This is a genomic window from Streptomyces sp. R35, assembly GCF_041053035.1.
In the GTDB taxonomy this organism is placed as follows: Bacteria; Actinomycetota; Actinomycetes; order Streptomycetales; family Streptomycetaceae; genus Streptomyces; species Streptomyces lutosisoli.
Genome location: NZ_CP163440.1, coordinates 3,421,877 through 3,440,006, shown reverse-complemented (window position 1 = coordinate 3,440,006; position 18,130 = coordinate 3,421,877). Strand labels below are relative to the sequence as shown.

General features: G+C 68.6%; 14 protein-coding genes. 11 read left to right on the top strand and 3 right to left on the bottom strand.

Annotated elements, in window-relative coordinates; genetic code table 11:
• Positions 1-99: 99 nt before the first annotated feature.
• Positions 100-2,832, bottom strand: coding sequence for a pyruvate dehydrogenase (acetyl-transferring), homodimeric type (gene aceE, locus AB5J50_RS15835; RefSeq protein WP_369258559.1), 2,733 nt, complete (start codon positions 2,830-2,832; stop codon positions 100-102).
• A gap of 433 nt (positions 2,833-3,265) precedes the next feature.
• Here aceE and AB5J50_RS15830 point away from each other — a divergent pair, with 433 nt between their 5' ends.
• The 6 genes from AB5J50_RS15830 to AB5J50_RS15805 all read left to right on the top strand — a co-directional run bounded on the left by AB5J50_RS15830 (position 3,266) and on the right by AB5J50_RS15805 (position 7,910).
• On the top strand, positions 3,266-3,688 hold the full coding sequence (locus AB5J50_RS15830) for a DUF3052 domain-containing protein (protein WP_369258558.1): 423 nt from the start codon (positions 3,266-3,268) through the stop codon (positions 3,686-3,688).
• A gap of 171 nt (positions 3,689-3,859) precedes the next feature.
• Positions 3,860-4,318 carry a peroxiredoxin gene (locus AB5J50_RS15825; protein ID WP_327428389.1) on the top strand — a complete coding sequence of 153 codons (459 nt, stop codon included), beginning with the start codon at positions 3,860-3,862 and terminating at the stop codon, positions 4,316-4,318.
• A gap of 113 nt (positions 4,319-4,431) precedes the next feature.
• Positions 4,432-5,007, top strand: a complete 576-nt coding sequence (locus AB5J50_RS15820; protein ID WP_327428388.1) for a TerD family protein — start codon at positions 4,432-4,434, stop codon at positions 5,005-5,007.
• Between the two features lie 189 nt (positions 5,008-5,196).
• Positions 5,197-5,772: a TerD family protein gene (locus tag AB5J50_RS15815; protein WP_327428387.1), complete on the top strand. Its 576-nt coding sequence runs from the start codon at positions 5,197-5,199 to the stop codon at positions 5,770-5,772.
• 106 nt (positions 5,773-5,878) lie between these two features.
• Positions 5,879-7,027, top strand: coding sequence for a DUF475 domain-containing protein (locus tag AB5J50_RS15810; RefSeq protein ID WP_369258555.1), 1,149 nt, complete (start codon positions 5,879-5,881; stop codon positions 7,025-7,027).
• A 145-nt stretch (positions 7,028-7,172) separates the two neighbouring features.
• A complete protein-coding gene (locus AB5J50_RS15805; RefSeq protein ID WP_330304290.1) occupies positions 7,173-7,910 on the top strand; it encodes a Tellurium resistance in 738 nt (245 codons plus the stop codon).
• 126 nt (positions 7,911-8,036) lie between these two features.
• Here the strand turns inward: AB5J50_RS15805 and AB5J50_RS15800 are convergent, their stop codons facing one another.
• A complete protein-coding gene (locus AB5J50_RS15800; protein WP_369258553.1) occupies positions 8,037-8,879 on the bottom strand; it encodes a TerD family protein in 843 nt (280 codons plus the stop codon).
• 207 nt (positions 8,880-9,086) lie between these two features.
• Here AB5J50_RS15800 and AB5J50_RS15795 point away from each other — a divergent pair, with 207 nt between their 5' ends.
• The 3 genes from AB5J50_RS15795 to AB5J50_RS15785 are packed head-to-tail and all read left to right on the top strand — an operon-like array spanning position 9,087 to position 13,647.
• Complete coding sequence (locus tag AB5J50_RS15795) at positions 9,087-10,256, top strand: HpcH/HpaI aldolase/citrate lyase family protein (protein WP_369258551.1); 1,170 nt, start codon at positions 9,087-9,089, stop codon at positions 10,254-10,256.
• A 44-nt stretch (positions 10,257-10,300) separates the two neighbouring features.
• On the top strand, positions 10,301-12,814 hold the full coding sequence (locus AB5J50_RS15790; RefSeq protein WP_369258549.1) for a phosphoribosyltransferase: 2,514 nt from the start codon (positions 10,301-10,303) through the stop codon (positions 12,812-12,814).
• Positions 12,814-13,647, top strand: a complete 834-nt coding sequence (locus AB5J50_RS15785; RefSeq protein ID WP_369258547.1) for an HAD family hydrolase — start codon at positions 12,814-12,816, stop codon at positions 13,645-13,647. Before AB5J50_RS15790 ends, AB5J50_RS15785 begins: the two co-directional genes overlap by 1 nt.
• Before the next feature lie 120 nt (positions 13,648-13,767).
• On the opposite strand, the gene AB5J50_RS15780 is transcribed toward AB5J50_RS15785, so the two are convergent.
• Positions 13,768-13,995 (bottom strand): zinc ribbon domain-containing protein, encoded by a 228-nt coding sequence (locus AB5J50_RS15780; protein ID WP_327428380.1) that lies wholly within the window; start codon positions 13,993-13,995, stop codon positions 13,768-13,770.
• 399 nt (positions 13,996-14,394) lie between these two features.
• Here AB5J50_RS15780 and AB5J50_RS15775 point away from each other — a divergent pair, with 399 nt between their 5' ends.
• Entirely contained in the window at positions 14,395-16,638 is a 2,244-nt protein-coding gene (locus AB5J50_RS15775) for a transglycosylase domain-containing protein (protein WP_369258545.1), read from the top strand.
• 153 nt (positions 16,639-16,791) lie between these two features.
• Positions 16,792-18,009 (top strand): hypothetical protein, encoded by a 1,218-nt coding sequence (locus AB5J50_RS15770; RefSeq protein WP_369265408.1) that lies wholly within the window; start codon positions 16,792-16,794, stop codon positions 18,007-18,009.
• The last annotated feature ends 121 nt before the right edge of the window (positions 18,010-18,130 follow it).

The window sequence follows — 18,130 nt, the reverse complement described above, 5'->3', positions numbered from 1 at the left end:
TCCACCTCACGGCCCACCGCACCCACCCAAGGGGCGCGAGGAACTGCGCGACCAGCCCCCACCGGCCCGCAGTGAAAACCGGTCATCCAGGCGGAGCGCTTACGCGTCGCCGCCGGCGGCTCCCGGGTCGGCCGCCGTCACGTCGAGCAGCTGATAGCGGTCGATCGCCTGCTTCAGCACCGACCGGTCGACCTTGCCCTCGCGGGCCAGTTCGGTCAGCACCGCGACCACGATCGACTGCGCGTCGATGTGGAAGAAGCGCCGGGCCGCGCCGCGCGTGTCCGCGAAGCCGAAGCCGTCCGCGCCGAGGGACTGGTACGTACCCGGCACCCACCGCGAGATCTGGTCCGGAACCGATCGCATCCAGTCGGAGACGGCCACGAACGGACCCTGCACGGCCGACAGTTTCTGCGTCACATACGGGACGCGCTGCTCCTCCTCGGGGTGCAGCAGATTGTGCCGCTCCACCTCGACGGCCTCGCGCCGCAGCTCGTTCCAGGAGGTCGCCGACCAGACGTCCGCCTTGACGTTCCACTCCTCGGCGAGGATCCGCTGCGCCTCGACCGCCCACGGCACGGCGACACCGGACGCCAGGATCTGCGCCGGAACGGCGCCCGAAGTGCCCTCGCTGAAGCGGTAGAGGCCCTTCAGGATGCCGTCGGCGTCCACGTTCTCCGGCTCGGCCGGGTGCTGGATCGGCTCGTTGTAGACGGTGAGGTAGTAGAAGACGTTCTCCGCGTCCGGACCGTACATCCGGCGCAGACCGTCCTTCACGATGTGCGCGATCTCGAAGCCGAACGCCGGGTCGTACGCGACACAGCCCGGGTTCGTCGAGGCGAGCAGCTGCGAGTGGCCGTCCGCGTGCTGGAGACCCTCACCGGTCAGCGTCGTACGGCCGGCGGTCGCGCCGAGCACAAAACCGCGCGCCAACTGGTCGGCCATCTGCCAGAACTGGTCGCCGGTGCGCTGGAAACCGAACATCGAGTAGAAGACGTACACCGGGATGAGCGGTTCGCCGTGCGTCGCGTACGCCGAACCCGCGGCGATCAGCGAGGCCGTGCAGCCCGCCTCCGAGATGCCGTCGTGCAGCATCTGGCCGGTCGGCGACTCCTTGTACGCGAGGAGAAGATCGCGGTCCACGGCCTCGTACTGCTGGCCGAGCGGGTTGTAGATCTTCGCGCTCGGGAAGAACGAGTCCATGCCGAAGGTGCGGTACTCGTCGGGCGCGATCAGCACGAAACGCTTGCCGATCTCCTTGTCCCGCATGAGGTCCTTCAGCAGACGTACGAACGCCATCGTCGTGGCGATCGACTGCTGACCCGAACCCTTCTTCACACCCGCGTACGTCTTCTCGTCCGGCAGGGCCAGCGGCTTCGACCGGACGACACGCGTCGGGACGTACCCGCCGAGCCCCTTGCGGCGGTCGTGCATGTACTGGATCTCTTCCGAGTTCCGGCCCGGGTGGTAGTACGGCGGCGCGCCGTTCTCCAGCTGCTGGTCGGTGATCGGGATGTGCAGCCGGTCGCGGAAACCCTTGAGGTCGGCGACCGTCAGCTTCTTCATCTGGTGCGTGGCGTTGCGGCCCTCGAAGTTGGGGCCGAGCGTCCAGCCCTTCACGGTCTGGGCGAGGACCACGGTCGGCTGGCCCTTGTGCTCCTTGGCCGCCGCGAAGGCCGCGTAGACCTTCCGGTGGTCGTGACCGCCGCGGCCCAGGTGCAGGATCTGGTCGTCGGTCATGTTCTCGACCATCGCGCGCAGCCGGTGGTCGTGCCCGAAGAAGTGCTCGCGGATGTACGCGCCGGTCTCGGTGGCGTACGTCTGGAACTGGCCGTCGGGCGTGGTGTTGAGCTGGTTCACCAGCACGCCGTCGCGGTCCTGGGCGAGCAGCGGGTCCCAGGTGCGGTCCCACACCAGCTTGATGACGTTCCAGCCGGCGCCCCGGAACTGCGACTCCAGCTCCTGGATGATCTTGCCGTTGCCGCGCACCGGGCCGTCGAGGCGCTGGAGGTTGCAGTTGACGACGAAGGTCAGGTTGTCCAGGCCCTCGCGCGCCGCGATCGACAGCTGGCCGAGCGACTCCGGCTCGTCCATCTCGCCGTCGCCGAGGAACGCCCATACGTGGGACTTGGAGGTGTCCGCGATGCCGCGCGCCTCCATGTAGCGGTTCATCCGCGCCTGGAAGATCGCGCCGAGCGGGCCGAGGCCCATCGAGACGGTCGGGAACTCCCAGAAGTCCGGCATCAGCCGCGGGTGCGGGTACGAGGACAGTCCGTACGGCGCCTTCGACTTCTCCTGGCGGAACGCGTCGAGCTGCTGCTCGGAGAGCCGGTCGAGAAGGAACGCGCGGGCGTAGATACCGGGGGACGCGTGTCCCTGGAAGAAGATCTGGTCGCCGCCGTCGCCCTCGTCCTTGCCGCGGAAGAAGTGGTTGAAGCCCACGTCGTACAGCGAGGCGGAGGAGGCGAAGGTCGCGATGTGGCCGCCGACGCCGATGCCGGGGCGCTGGGCCCTGGACACCATCACGGCCGCGTTCCAGCGGGTCGCGTTGAGGACCTTGCGCTCGATCTCCTCGTTGCCCGGGAAGAAAGGCTCGTCCTTGGTGGCGATCGTGTTGACGTAGTCCGTGCTGCGCATCTCGGGCACGGCCACGCGCTTTTCGCGGGCCCTCTCGATCAGCCGCAGCATCAGATAGCGGGCCCGCTCACGGCCACGCTGATCGACGGCCGCGTCGAGGGAGTCGAGCCACTCCTGAGTTTCCTCAGGGTCGAAGTCCGGGACCTGGCTGGGAAGGCCGCCAATGATGATCGGGTTGCGATCGGATCCGGAAGCCACGCTGTTCCTTCGCTGTCAGAGGGCTGTCTACGGTGGTTTTTCTGTCTGTCTGCACCGTTCCCCATCGTGTACCTCGGGAACGCAAACGTCATCTCTACCAGGGGGTAACCGAGACGTTTGTGCAGACCGTTCGGACGGGCCCGACCAAAACGCAACGATACGCTCAGTACGTGACGCGTTCCGCAAAGCCGTTCGGGCCTCGTACGCTTCAGGGGTTCCTAAATCCACAAACCGGGCAGAAAGGTGTGGTGTGCGTCACCCGTCACCGCGATTCGCTACCTGGAGTTGCGGCGACACCGCCGGGAACGTCACCGTTTCGGCGGTCTCGACGGCCGGGTACTTGCGCGATCCGTCCCGCCCGTGTGGACTACGGCCAACGCTGCGCGCACGCGCGCTGCTGTTCATCTACCGAAACACAATCAGGAGGCAAGCCGTGAGCGCGACCGCGGACCACGCGGAGGAGCGGACCAACCCGGCCGCCAGGCTGGGGTTCGAGCCCGGACAGGTGGTCCAGGAGATCGGCTTCGACGACGACGTTGACAACGAGCTCCGTGAAAGCATCGAATCGTTGATCGGCCAGGAACTGGCCGACGAGGACTACGACGACGTCGCTGACGTCGTGCTTCTGTGGTTCCGCGACGAGGACGGCGACCTCACGGACGCTCTGGTGGACGCCATCGGTCTCCTTGAGGACGGCGGCATGATCTGGCTGCTGACCCCGAAGACCGGCCGGGACGGCTACGTCGAGCCCAGCGACATCAACGATGCCGCACAGACCGCCGGCCTCTCCCAGACGAAGAGCATTTCCGTGGCCAAGGACTGGTCGGGCACACGCATGGCCTCGCCCAAGCGCTGAGCCCCCGCTCCGTCTGCCGCAGAGCATCGTCAGACCCCCGCCGACACCACCGTCGGCGGGGGTCTCACGCATGCCCGAACCCGTTCACGGGGGTCGCGCCGGGGGCGTGCGCCGATCACTGCGTACGCTGGTCGTCACCCGAACAGACCCTTGGAAGGGAAGCGTGTGACTATGGCGATCGAGGTCGGCTCCAAGGCCCCGGACTTCGAGCTCAAGGACAACCACGGCGCCACCGTGAAGCTGTCCGACTTCCGCGGTGAGAAGAACGTGGTGCTGCTCTTCTACCCCTTCGCCTTCACCGGCGTGTGCACGGGTGAGCTGTGCTCCCTGCGCGACAACCTTCCGCAGTTCACCGACCGCGACACGCAGCTGCTGGCCGTGTCCAACGACTCCATCCACACCCTGCGCGTCTTCGCCGAGCAGGAGGGCCTGGAGTACCCGCTGCTCTCCGATTTCTGGCCGCATGGCAACACTTCTCGCGCGTACGGCGTCTTCGACGAGGACAAGGGCTGCGCGGTGCGTGGCACGTTCATCATCGACAAGGAGGGCGTGGTCCGCTGGACCATCGTCAACGGTCTGCCGGACGCGCGTGACCTGAACGAGTACGTCAAGGCGCTCGACACCCTGTGATTCTTCGGTTCCAAGCCCTGCGGGGTCCGGGAACCCGTCACTAGGATCGACACGTTGATCCGATACCAACGCACTACGGGGCTTCCCGCCCCCGGACACCATTGGGAGGACTCGTGGGAGTCAGCCTCAGCAAGGGCGGCAACGTATCGCTGACCAAGGAGGCCCCGGGACTGACCGCGGTCATCGTCGGTCTGGGATGGGACGCCCGTACGACGACAGGCGTCGACTTCGACCTCGACGCCAGCGCCATCCTCACGAACGCGGACGGCAAGGTCAGCAGTGACGCCAACTTCGTGTTCTTCAACAACCTCAAGAGCCCGGACGGCTCGGTCGAACACACCGGGGACAACATCACCGGTGAGGGTGAGGGCGACGACGAGCAGATCAAGGTCAACCTCGCCGGCGTCCCGGCCGACGTCCAGAAGATCGTGTTCCCGGTCTCGATCTACGACGCCGAGAACCGCCAGCAGTCGTTCGGTCAGGTCCGCAACGCCTTCATCCGCGTGGTGAACCAGGCGGGCGAGGCGGAGATCGCGCGCTACGACCTCTCCGAGGACGCCTCGACGGAGACCGCGATGGTCTTCGGCGAGCTCTACCGCAACGGCGCGGAGTGGAAGTTCCGCGCCATCGGCCAGGGCTACGCCTCGGGCCTGCGCGGCATCGCGCAGGACTTCGGCGTGAACGTCTGAGTCGTTCTGGGCTTCGACGTGAACGTCTGAGTCGTTCTCGGCTTCGGCGTGAATGTCCGAGTCGATCTGGGCTCGGACGGGAACGCTTGAGTCGGATGGCCTTCGGCTCTCAGGCCCGGCACCGCACCTCACGTGCGGTGCCGGGCCCGCAACACAACTGAAGGATTGACCTCGGGGAGGACCAGCATCATGGGCGTCACGCTCGCCAAGGGGGGCAATGTCTCCCTCTCGAAGGCCGCACCGAACCTCACGCAGGTGATGATCGGGCTCGGCTGGGACGCGCGCTCCACCACCGGAGCCGACTTCGACCTCGACGCCAGCGCCCTGCTGTGCAACGGCGGCCGGGTGCTCGGGGACGAGTGGTTCATCTTCTACAACCAGCTCAAGAGCCCGGACGGCTCGGTGGAGCACACCGGCGACAACCTCACGGGTGAGGGCGAGGGCGACGACGAGTCGATCCTGATCGACCTCTCCAAGGTTCCGGCCAACGTGGACAAGATCGTCTTCCCGGTCTCCATCCATGACGCCGACAACCGCGGCCAGACCTTCGGCCAGGTCAGCAACGCCTTCATCCGCGTCGTCAACCAGGCCGACGGCCAGGAGCTCGCCCGCTACGACCTCTCCGAGGACGCCTCCACGGAAACGGCGATGATCTTCGGCGAGGTCTACCGCTACAACCAGGAGTGGAAGTTCCGAGCGGTCGGTCAGGGGTACGCGTCGGGCCTGCGGGGCATCGCCCTCGACTTCGGGGTCAACGTTTCCTAGCCCGCCTAGGTCAGCCGAAGGGGCAGCCCTCTAGACTTCGTGGTCAACAGTGAGTAAAGCCGAGTACGGCGCGGGGGAGACCCGTACATACACGATTGGGTAGCCAGTGCTTCTGAAAACCTTCGGCTGGTCGTTCGCGATTACCGCGCTCGGTCTGGTCGCAGCGGCGTTCTACGGGGGGTGGACCGCCTTCGGTATCGTGGCGATCCTGGCCGTCCTGGAGATCTCGCTGTCCTTCGACAACGCGGTGGTCAACGCCGGAATCCTGAAGAAGATGAGTGCCTTCTGGCAGAAGATCTTCCTCACGGTCGGCGTGCTGATCGCCGTCTTCGGTATGCGACTGGTCTTCCCTGTCGTCATCGTCGCCGTCACCGCCAAGATCGGCCCGATCGACGCGGTCGACCTCGCGCTGAACAACAAGGACCACTACCAGGAACTCGTGACCGACGCCCACCCGGCGATCGCCGCCTTCGGTGGCATGTTCCTGCTGATGATCTTCCTCGACTTCATCTTCGAAGAGCGGGACATCCAGTGGCTGCGCTGGATCGAGCGGCCGCTGGCCAAGCTCGGCAAGGTCGACATGCTGGCGGTCTGCATCGCCCTGGTCGTCCTGCTGATCACCTCGTTCACCTTCGCGGCCAACGCCCACCAGCACGGCGGCGCGCACGTCGACAAGGCGCAGACGGTGCTGATCGCCGGCATCGCGGGCCTGATCACGTACATGGTCGTCGGCGGACTCTCCGGCTACTTCGAGGACAAGCTCGAGGAAGAGGAGGAGCGCGAGCACGAGGAAGAGGAGGAGGCCGAGCGGACCGGCAAGAAGAAGCCGGCCGTCGTCCTCGCCGGCCAGGCCGCGTTCTTCATGTTCCTCTACCTGGAAGTGCTGGACGCGTCCTTCTCCTTCGACGGCGTCATCGGCGCCTTCGCCATCACCAACGACATCGTTCTCATGGCGCTCGGCCTCGGCATCGGCGCCATGTACGTCCGGTCGCTCACGGTCTACCTGGTCCGCCAGGGCACCCTCGACGACTACGTCTACCTGGAGCACGGCGCGCACTACGCGATCGGCGCCCTCGCCGTGATCCTCATGGTCACCATCCAGTACCAGATCCACGAGGTCATCACCGGCCTCGTCGGCGTCGTCCTGATCGCCTGGTCCTTCTGGTCGTCCGTGCGCCGCAACAAGGCGCTCGCGGCGGCCGAGGGAAAAGGTGAGTCCTCGGACGAGAAGGCCGAGGTCTCGTCCGGGGTGTAACAGCCCACGGGTGTCCGGCGTGTGACACCCCACCGGCTTCCGGGGTGTGACACCCCTCCGGTTGAGGAACGCTCTGAGCGGGGCGGCCGTCGAGGACGAGTCCTCACGGCCGCCCCGCCGCATATCGAGGAACGTGGGGGGCGGAATGGGCATCTGGCAGGACCTGTGGCGCGGACGCTCGGCGGACTTCGACTCCGGCAGCGCGGCCACCAACTCCATCGAGCTGACCAAGCGGAACCACACGGTCTCGCTCACCAAGCAGGGCGCGGCCACCGGAAATCTGCGCATCAACCTGTCCTGGCGGATGCGCACCTCCGACATAGGCGGGCCGCAGCGCGGCAGCCTGCTGCGCCATCCCTTCCGCACCTTCAAACCGGAAGTGGTCCAGGCGCACACCCAGAGCATGGTCAACGTGGACCTCGACCTGGGCGTCATGTACGAGCTGACGGACGGCACCAAGGGCGTCGTCCAGCCGCTCGGCAGCTTCTTCGGTGAGCTCAACGCCGCGCCGTATGTGAAGCTCAGCGGCGACGACCGCTTCGGCTCCGGGTCCGGCGAGACGGCGTTCGTCAACCTCGACCACCGTGACGACATCAAACGGCTGCTGGTCTTCGTCTACATCTACGACCAGACCCCGGCCTTCGACCGTACGCACGCGATCATCACGCTCTACCCGAGCAACGGGCCGCGCATCGAGATCGGACTCGATGAACGGCATCCGCAGGCGCGGTCCTGTGCGGTGGTGATGATCGAGAGCAACAAGGGGGAGGTGACTGTGCGGCGGGAAGTGAAGTTCGTGTACGGGTTCCAGGCGGAGCTCGACCGGTTGTACGGGTGGGGGTTGCAGTGGGGGCGGGGGTACAAGTCGAAGGTTGGCCGTTGACTGACGGTCCGCTTCGGTTCGCCCAAGAGCTCGGGGATGCGGGGTGGTGTGGCGGCTGCGGGCTTGTTGTGGCTGGTCGCGCAGTTCCCCGCGCCCCTCACGGGGCGCCCGCTGACGAGGCGGCCTCTAGCGTCCGATGAACTGTGGGCCCTGTGGCGGCAGTTTGAAGTCCGGGCCCGGGCCCGTGCCCACCGGCTGGGGGAAGCCGTAGGCCGGCTGTGCGGCCGGGGCGGTCTGGGGCTGGGGGTAGCCGTAGGAGGGCTGGCCGACGGGCTGGGGATAGCCGTACGCGGGCTGCTGGGGTACCGGGGCCGGCTGCTCGGGGGGAAGTGGCATCGAGGTCTCGGGGACGGCTGCGGGCGCGGACCAGGCCGCGGCGTCGGGTACGGATCCGGTCACGGGCGCGGCGGCGGCCGCGGCGGCCTCCGTCTCGTCCACCGTGATCCCGAAGTCGGAGGCAAGCCCCTCCAGACCGTTCGAGTAGCCCTCGCCCAGCGCCCGGAACTTCCAGCCCCCACCGCGCCGGTACAGCTCGCCGCAGATCAGCGCGGTCTCGGCGCCGGTCTCCGGCTTGATGTCGAAGTACGCCAGCGGTTCACCGTCCGCGACGGCGGCGTCGTACAGCAGGATGCGCAGCGCGCGTACGCGGTCGAAGGTGACGTCGTCCGCCGATGCGACCAGAAGAATCTGTCCGACACCGGTCTCGACACCCGCCAGATCCGTCTGGATCGTGTCGGTGAGGCCCTCGGTGACGCGTTTCTTGCCGAGCCGCCAGACCTTGCCGGAGGGATGGCGGGGCTGGTTGTAGAAGACGAAGTCCTCGTCGGATCGCACACGACCGTCGGGGCCGAGGAGCAGCGCCGAGGCATCGACATCAGGGACACCCTGCCCGGGTGTCCAGCGCAGCACCGCGCGCACCGCTGTGGCGTCCAGCGGGACGTTCGACCCCTTCAGCATCGCGTGCGTCATGCGGTCATCCTGCCCTCTCGGTCCTGGTCACGACAACGTGGGGTCTCCCCAGAACCGGTGGGTGTTCGACATGGCCGAGTTACCTGAACTTCATGCCCGGTGGGAACCCCTGACATGGATCTATACGTACTATTACCGGCCACATCACGTAGGGCCGCATCATCGGCCACATCACATCGGGCCGCCTAGCCGCCACGGGGGAGTTTCATGCGTCATTTCGGTCACATTGCCCCTGAAGAGCGGCAGCGCCTGTTCTTCCGGGAGCCGGGCGTCTTCACCGCCGACTCGTCGGCCCGGGTGCTCTCGGCGGCCCTCGGGGCGACGCTGTACAGCCCGGCGAACCGGCCGCAGCTGGCCGACGACATCGTCAAGCAGACCGGGCGCGGTGTGGTGTCCATGGTGCTGTGCCTGGAGGACTCGATCCACGACGACGAGGTCGAGGGCGCCGAGGAGAACCTGGTCAGGCAGTTCACCGACCTGGCGGGACGCGAGGACGCGGGCGAGCTTCCGCTGCTGTTCATCCGGGTCCGCTTCCCCGAGCAGATCCCCGACCTCGTCCAGCGCCTCGGTTCCGCCGTCCGGCTGCTGTCCGGATTCGTGATGCCGAAGTTCACCGAGGAACGCGGCATGCCCTTCCTGGAGGCCCTCGCCTCCGCCGAGACGGCGAGCGGGCGGAGGCTGTTCGCCATGCCGGTCCTCGAATCGCCCGAGCTGCTGTACCGGGAGTCGCGCGTGGAGACCCTGGAGGGCATCTCCCGCGCCGTCGACAAGTACCGCGACCGGGTGCTCGCGCTGCGCCTCGGGGTGACGGACTTCTGTTCCTCGTACGCGCTGCGCAGGGCCCCCGACATGACGGCGTACGACGTCCAGGTCGTCGCTTCCGTGATCGCCGACGTGGTGAACATGCTGGGGCGGGCCGACGGCACCGGCTTCACGGTGACCGGGCCGGTGTGGGAGTACTTTCGAGTACAGGAGCGCATGTTCAAGCCGCAGCTGCGCCGCAGCCCCTTCCTGGAGGGCCAGGCGGAGGAGCTGCGCGAGGCGCTGATCGAGCACGCCATGGACGGGCTGCTGCGCGAGATCACCCTCGACCAGGCCAACGGTCTGATGGGCAAGACCTGCATCCACCCCTCGCACGTGCTGCCCGTGCACGCGCTGTCCGTCGTCAGTCACGAGGAGTTCAGCGACGCGCAGGACATCCTGAGGCCCGAGCGCGGCGGCGGGGGTGTGCTGCGGTCGGCGTACACGAACAAGATGAACGAGGTGAAGCCGCATCGCGCCTGGGCCGAGCGCACCCTCCTGCGCGCCGAGGTCTTCGGCGTGGCGCACGAGGACATCGGCTTCGTGGACCTGCTCGCCGCCGGGCTCCCGGAGTGAGCCGGCCGGACCGAGCGACGCGGAACCCGATCAACAAGGAATTGATGAACAGCGCAACAAACGACACGAACAACGCGGACGGCGCGCACGGCGCGGACAACGCGGACGGCACGGTCGGCGTGAACGACGCGGTGTGGACCGGGACGTGGGTCGCCGAGCGGCTCGGTGTCGAGCTCGTCGGCGACGAGACGCTGAGCGACCTGCTGGGGCTCGCGCTGCGCCGCAACCCCAAGCGTGCGCATCTGCTCGTGTCCAACGTCCTGGGCAAGCACGTACCGCAGTCGCCGTCCGTGGTGTACGGGTACGGGTTCGCGCTCGGCAGGCGGGTGCGCGACCTGCTGGGCACCGAGGACGCCCGCGCGGCCGTGGTCCTCGGGTACGCGGAGACGGCCACCGGGCTCGGCCACTCGGTCGCGGACGGCGTGGGCCTCGCGCCCTACCTGCACTCCACCCGCCGCCCCGTCGAAGGCGTCTCCCGGGCGGGCGGCTTCGAGGAGTCCCACTCGCACGCCACCTCGCATCTGCTGCTCCCCGAGGACGCCGGTCTGCTGGCGGGCTCCGGCCCGCTGGTCCTCGTCGACGACGAGTTCTCCACCGGCAACACGGTCCTCAACACGATCCGCGCCCTGCACGAGCGGTATCCGCGGGAGCGGTACGTGGTCGTGGCCCTGGTCGACATGCGCTCGCCCGCGGACCTGGGACGCCTGGAGGACTTCGCCGCCGAGATCGGCGCACGGGTGGACCTGGTGTCCGCGGCCTCGGGCACGGTGAAGTTCCCGGAGGGCGTCCTGGAGAAGGGGCAGGCCCTGGTCGCCGCCCACGAGACGGCGGCGCCCGGAGCCCCCGCTCAGGGGCGCGCCGACCAGGCCGTCCGCGTCGAGCTGGGCTGGCCCCGCGGCGTCCCCGACGGCGGGCGGCACGGGTTCACGCCCGGGCATCGAATACGGCTGGACGGGGCGCTGCCCGCCATGGCCGCCCGGATCGCCGACGCGCTGCCCGACGGCGCCCGGCGGGTGCTCGTGCTCGGCTTCGAGGAGCTGATGTACGCGCCGCTGCGGCTGGCGCGGGAGCTGGAGCAGGTGGTGGCCGCCGACGTGCGGTTCTCCACGACCACCCGCTCGCCCGTCCTCGCCCTCGACGACCCCGGTTACGCGATCCGCAGCCGAATCGTTTTCCCGGCCCACGACAACCCTGACGACGGCCCCGGCGAGCGCTACGCCTACAACGTCGCCGGCGCCGGCTTCGACGCCGTGGTCGCCGTCGTCGACTCCGTGGCCGACACCCCCGAACTGCGTGCCCACGACGGCCTGTTGGCCCAGCTCGCCGCGCACACCCCGAGCGTGCTGCTCGCCGTCGTCCCCAGTTACGTCCCCGCACGGCCGTCCACCGAAAGGCCCTCCATGCTGCCTGAGCCCCTCCGCGGCCCCGCCTTCTCCTCGTACGCGCCCGAAGAGGTCGGCTGGCTGCTCCAGGACCTCTCGGACGTGGGCCTGGAGGCGCCGACCGAGGAGCGGGAGGAGGCCATCCAGAGCGGCGGCGCCCACTACGCGGAGTCGCTGCCGGTCGAGTACCAGCCGAGCCCCCAGTACCAGGAGCTGTTCCACACGGCCCTGGGCACCTCGGCCGCCCGGATCGCGCAGGCCGTCGGCGCCGTCACCGAGCTGGTGCTCGCCGAGCGGTCGCCGCGCCCCGTGCTGGTGTCCCTGGCCCGCGCGGGCACGCCCGTCGGCGTCCTGATGCGCCGCTGGGCGGAGCACCGCCACGGCCTCGACCTGCCGCACTACGCCGTCTCCATCGTCCGCGGCCGCGGCATCGACGCCAACGCGCTGCGCTGGCTGGCCGCCCACCACGACCCGGCCGACGTCGTCTTCGTCGACGGCTGGACCGGCAAGGGCGCCATCACCCGCGAACTCGCCGACGCGATCAAGGAGTTCGAGGACTCCGACGGCATCACCGGCTTCGACCCGGAGATCGCGGTGCTCGCCGACCCGGGCTCGTGCGTGAAGACGTACGGCACCCGCGAGGACTTCCTCATCCCCTCCGCCTGCCTCAACTCGACGGTCTCCGGGCTGATTTCGCGTACGGTGCTGCGCTCCGACCTGGTCGGTGAACACGACTTCCACGGCGCGAAGTTCTACCGCGAACTCGCCGGCTCCGATGTCTCCGTCGACTTCCTGGACGCCGTCGCCGCCCACTTCACCGACGTCGCCGACGCGGCCTGCGCGCAGGCCAAGGAGCTCCTCGCCGCCGACCGCACCCCCACCTGGGAGGGCTGGGCGGCCGTCGAGCGGATCAGCGAGGAGTACGAGATCCACGACGTGAACCTCGTCAAGCCGGGCGTCGGTGAGACCACCCGGGTGCTGCTGCGCCGCGTCCCCTGGAAGATCCTCGCGCGCGCCGGGGCGGGCGCCGACCTCGACCATGTACGCCTGCTCGCCGAGCAGCGCGGGGTGCCCGTCGAGGAGGTCGCCGAACTCCCGTACACCTGCGTGGGGTTGATCCACCCGAAGTACACGCGCGGCGCGACCGGCGCCGACGGCAAGGCGGTGACGGTCTGATGTCCGCGCCCAAGGTGCTCGTCGCCAGCGACCTCGACCGTACGCTGATCTACTCCTCGGCCGCCCTCGCGCTGACCATGCCGGACGCCCGCGCGCCCCGGCTGCTCTGTGTCGAGGTGCACGAGAGCAAGCCGCTGTCGTTCATGACGGAGACGGCCGCCGCCCTTCTCACCGAGCTCGGCGACCTGGCGGTCTTCGTCCCCACCACGACCCGCACCCGCAAGCAGTACCAGCGCATCAACCTGCCGGGCCCCGCCCCGGCGTACGCGATCTGCGCCAACGGCGGGCACCTGCTCGTCGACGGGGTGTCCGACCCCGACTGGCATGCGAGCGTGACGGCGCGGCTGGCCACGGAGTGCGCGCCGCTGGCCGAGGTGCGGGAGTACCTGGAGGCCACCGCCGACCCGGCCTGGGTCCGCAAGCACCGGGTCGCCGAGGACCTGTTCGCGTATCTGGTGGTGGAGCGCGAGCTGCTGCCCGAGGAGTGGGTGAAGGAACTGGCCGTGTGGGCGGAGAGCCGCGGCTGGACGGTGTCGTTGCAGGGCCGCAAGATCTACGCCGTGCCGAAGCCGCTCACCAAGAGCGCGGCCGTGCGCGAGGTCGCCCGCCGCACCGGCGCGCCGCTGACCCTCGCGGCCGGCGACTCCCTGCTCGACGCGGACCTGCTGCTGGCGGCCGACCGGGGCTGGCGCCCCGGCCACGGTGAACTCGCGGAGTCCGACTGGACGGCCCCCGCGATCACCGCGCTTCCGGAGCGGGGAGTCACGGCGGGGGAGCGGATCCTGCGGGAGTTCCTGCACGCCGGCCGCCCGGGACCGGCCGCTCAGGTCTGAGAAGCCGGCGCCCGGAACCGGCCGGCCGGGGCCTGAGAAGTCGGCGCCTGGGACCGGCCGCCCGGGCCTGAAGGCCGCCCGGGCAAAAAGATTGAAGAGTTCCTGAGAAATCTCCCGGGATCAGCCGCAGCAACCCCCGCCGCAGCAGCCGCCTCCGCCCCCGCCGGAGCGCGGCGCCGGGGCCGGGGCGGACGCCGAGCCGCCCGTGGCGACGGAGACCGTCGACAGGAGCTTCACCGTGTCGTCGTGCCCGGCGGGGCAGGCCGCGGGGGCGGCGGACTCCGCCATCGGGCGGCTCAGTTCGAAGGTGTCGCCGCAGGTCCGGCAGCGGTACTCGTAGCGAGGCATGCCCACAGGTTAGCCGGAGCCGGCCGACGGCCGTAGGGCTCCGCCGGCTTCCCCCGGTGCGGTCACCGCGAGGGGTGCCGCCATCCGGGGGCGGGACCCAAAACCGGGACCCGAAACCGTGGGCCGAGGTCGGACGACCCGAGTGTCCTGGTGAGTTGAGTTGAGCTCTGAGCTTTTTTGTCTGATTGCTGATCGAAGAGATCGTATTGGACGCTGATAATTTAGGAGGGCCGCGACGAGCCGCAAGGTCGGGGAGGGGGGCCTGCTGCCGCATGTGCGGCCGCTGCATCTACCCGCGCGCGCAATTCCGAAGTGCGGAGGGAGACGCAGTCGTGACCGAGGCATGGCATCGAACGGGTGTCCCGCATCCCCTGGGCCGTCCATGCGCCGGAGCCTGCCGTGGCTAGACCGCAGGAGGGCGACGACCGCCCGAAGCGCGCCGAACCGCAACGGCCCGCGCGCCGTCGTACGGAGAGCGAGTCTCCCGCTGAGGAAACCACCCAGCTCCGTATCCCGCCCAGTGCCGAGACTCCCGCCGAGCGGACCACCCAGCTTCGCATCCCGTTTCGCAGGAACGTCTCCGCCGAGGCGCACCCGGAGGCGGAGGAATCCGCGCGACGAGCCGACCGGGGGGCCAGTTCAGGCCATCGCGGCAGCCGCCGTAAACCCGCACCGCCGTCCGGCCTCGCCGCGCGGTTCGCACCCCTCGGCCGCCGTCTCAAGCCGCGGTACCCACGGCCCGGCCGCTCCGGCTGGCGGCGCTGGATACCCTCCTGGCGGCAGTGGCTGGGAGCCTGGGGCCTGGCCATCGGGCTGACCGGCACGCTGCTGGTCATCGCCTACGCCGCCACCGACATACCCGACAACCTGAACACCTACGCCACCCAGCAGGACAATGTCTACTTCTGGTCGGACGGGACACCCATGGCCCGTACCGGCTGGGTGCGGCGACAGGCCATGCCGCTGAAGGACATCCCCGAGGACGTGCGCTGGGCGGTCCTCGCGGCGGAGAACGAGAGCTTCTACTCCGACCCGGGCATCTCCTTCAAAGGCATCGGCCGTGCTCTGGTGCGCACGGTGGGCCAGGGGGACACCCAGGGCGGCTCCACCATCACCCAGCAGTACGTCAAGAACGTCTACCTGACCCAGAATCAGACGGTGGGCCGCAAGTTCACCGAGGCCATGATCGCCCTCAAGCTCGACAACAAGATGAGCAAGGACAAGATCCTTGAGGGCTACCTCAACACCAGCTGGTTCGGCCGCGGCACCTACGGCCTCCAGCGGGCCGCCCAGGCCTACTACGGCAAGGACGTCAGCCGTCTCAACGCCAGCGAGGGCGCGTTCCTCGCCTCGCTCCTCAAGGGCGCGGGTCTCTACGACCCCACCCTGAGCAAGGCGAACCACAAGCGGGCCGTGGAACGCTGGTCCTGGATCCTCGACCGCATGGTCAAGATCGGCAAGCTGTCGCCGTCCGAGCGGGCCAAGTACAAGAAGTTCCCCGAGCCGCTCAAGCAGTCCAAGACGTTCGACACCGGCAAGCAGAGCGACTACCTGGTGGAACTGGCGACCCAGTACGCCAAGAAGGCCGGGCACATCTCGGACAAGCAGTTCGACCTGGGCGGTTACCAGATCTACACGACCTTCGACCGGAAGCGGGAGACGGCGCTCACCGACGCCGTGACCAAGGCCCGCAAGAAGGCGCTGAAGGAGGACCCCAAGGCGGCGAAGACCGCGCACTACGGGGCCGCCTCGGTGGCCGCCGACGGCAGGATCCTCGCCGTCTACGGCGGCCCCGACCACCGTACGCAGGGCTACAACGAGTCCAACGCCACCACCGTCCCGGCCGGTTCGGCGTTCCTGCCGTTCGTCTACGCCGCAGGCCTGGAACACGGCGTCCACAAAACGCGTGGCAGCACGGCCACACCGGTCACGCCCGACTCCGTCTACAACGGCGACGACGGCGTCCCGGTCACCACGCCCGAGGGCCCCTACTGGGACCGCAGCGGCAAGAAGGTCGCCGCGCACAACGACGGCAAGAAGTCGTACGGGCAGATCACCCTGCGCAAGGCGCTCGCCGCGTCCGTGAACGTGCCGTTCATGCAGCTCGGCATGGACACCGGCCTGGCCCAGGTGCGCAAGACCGCCGAAGCGGCAGGCATGCTCTCCTCCAGCCTGGGACCGCAGGTGCCCGCGCTGTCCCTGGGCAGCTCCACGCCCAGCGCGATCCGGATGTCGAGCTCCTACGCCACCTTCGCCGCGGGCGGGACGCACATCGAGCCCTACTCCGTGCGGCGCATCACCCGCAACGGCTCCCGGGTCGACCTGGACACGCCCGGTCCCCATCGCGCGGTGAGCGCCGAAGTGGCCGGCGAGGTCACCGAAGCGCTCACGGACTCCTTCACCGTCGGCCACGCCGGTGCGGCGCCCGCATCGGCACAGGTGGCCGGGAAGGCCGGCACCACGTCGGACGACAAGGCCGCCTGGTACGTGGGCACGAACCGTTCCGTGACGACCTCGGTCGTCCTCTACCGCATGGACCTGACCAAGAGCCTCGAACCACTGCCGCTCAAGGGCATCGACGCCGTATCCGGCGCCGACGTCCCGTACGGCATCTGGTCGGGCGCGATGAGCCCGCTCCGCTGATCCCGGCGGCCGAGCGGCCGCCCCGCCACGCTCCTGCCACTTCCACCCCCCTCGCAGAATGTGCCCCGTATGAACTCGAAGCACAGCCGGCGCCGTCGCCGTGACCCCGCTCCCGGTTCTGCCGCCGTCTCCGCCCGCCAGGGCTTCGCGGCCATGGCGGCCTTCCTCGTCGTCACGTCCACGGCCGCGACCTATCTGGCCCTGAACCGCTCGGACACCACACCGGCCGCGTCCGCCAGCGCGCACCGCTCCGACGGCGCCGCCAAGGCGACGAAGGAACCCGCCTGGGACGGCAAGACCAAGGTGCTCGGCGACGGCTCCACGTCCTACACGGGGCCGCAGAAGGGCGAGTTGAAGGCCGTACCGCTCAAGCCCGGTGAGAAGCCGCCCCAGTTCGTCGTCTTCTCCTGGGACGGCGCCCTTCAGGGAGACGACAAACTCTTCTCGCACTACCGGGAGCTGGCCAAGGAATACAACGCCCATATGACGTTCTTCCTGACCGGCATCTATCTGCTGCCCAAGGCCAAGAAGACGCTCTACACCCCGCCGTTGCACCCGGTGGGCTCCGCCGCGATCAGCTATCCCACCGACGAGCACATCCGCACCACACTGGAGGAGCTCGGCGAGGCGTGGAAGGAGGGCAATGAGATCGGCACCCACTTCAACGGCCACTTCTGCGGTGACAAGGGCGGCGAGGACTGGAGCGTGGCGCAGTGGAAGAGCGAGATCGAGCAGTTCTTCTCGTTCGTCGAGAAGTGGAAGACCAACACCGGCTACACCGATCTGCCGGCCCTGCCCTTCGACGCCACCAAAGACATCACCGGCGGGCGCGCCCCCTGCCTGGAGGGTCAGAAGAATCTGCTCAAGGCCATGAAGGAGACCGCCAAGGAGTACAACTGGCGCTACGACGCCAGCTCCACGGGTGACTTCCAGATATGGCCCACCAAGAAGGAGGGCGTCTGGGACTTCCCGCTCCAGCTGCTCCCCTACGAGAGCGGCAAGTACCAAGGCCTCTCCATGGACTTCAACTTCCTCTACAACCAGTCGGACGGCGAGACCGAGGGAGACCCGGCCAAGTACCCCGAGTGGCAACAGGAAACGGTCAAGTCCTATATGAACGGCTTCGACCGGGTGTACTACGGCAGCCGGGCACCGCTCTTCATCGGTAACCACTTCGAGGACTGGAACGGCGGCATCTATATGAAGGCCATCGACCAGGTCGTCAAGAACGTGTGCACCAAGAAGGGCGTTCGCTGTGTGTCCTTCCGTGAACTGGCCGACTGGCTCGACGTGCAGAAGCCGGAAGTCCTGGAACGGCTGCGCAGCCTGGACCCCGCGCAGTCGCCGGACTGGTCGACGGTGGTGAAGTAGGTATAGCTGTCGGGCGCGGACAACTTATCTTCCGAGCAGGGGAGTTGCCCGGTGGCCGCACTGGATCCACCCAGACTCACCACACTTGAGTGGGACATGTAAAGATTCCCTCCCCGGCGTC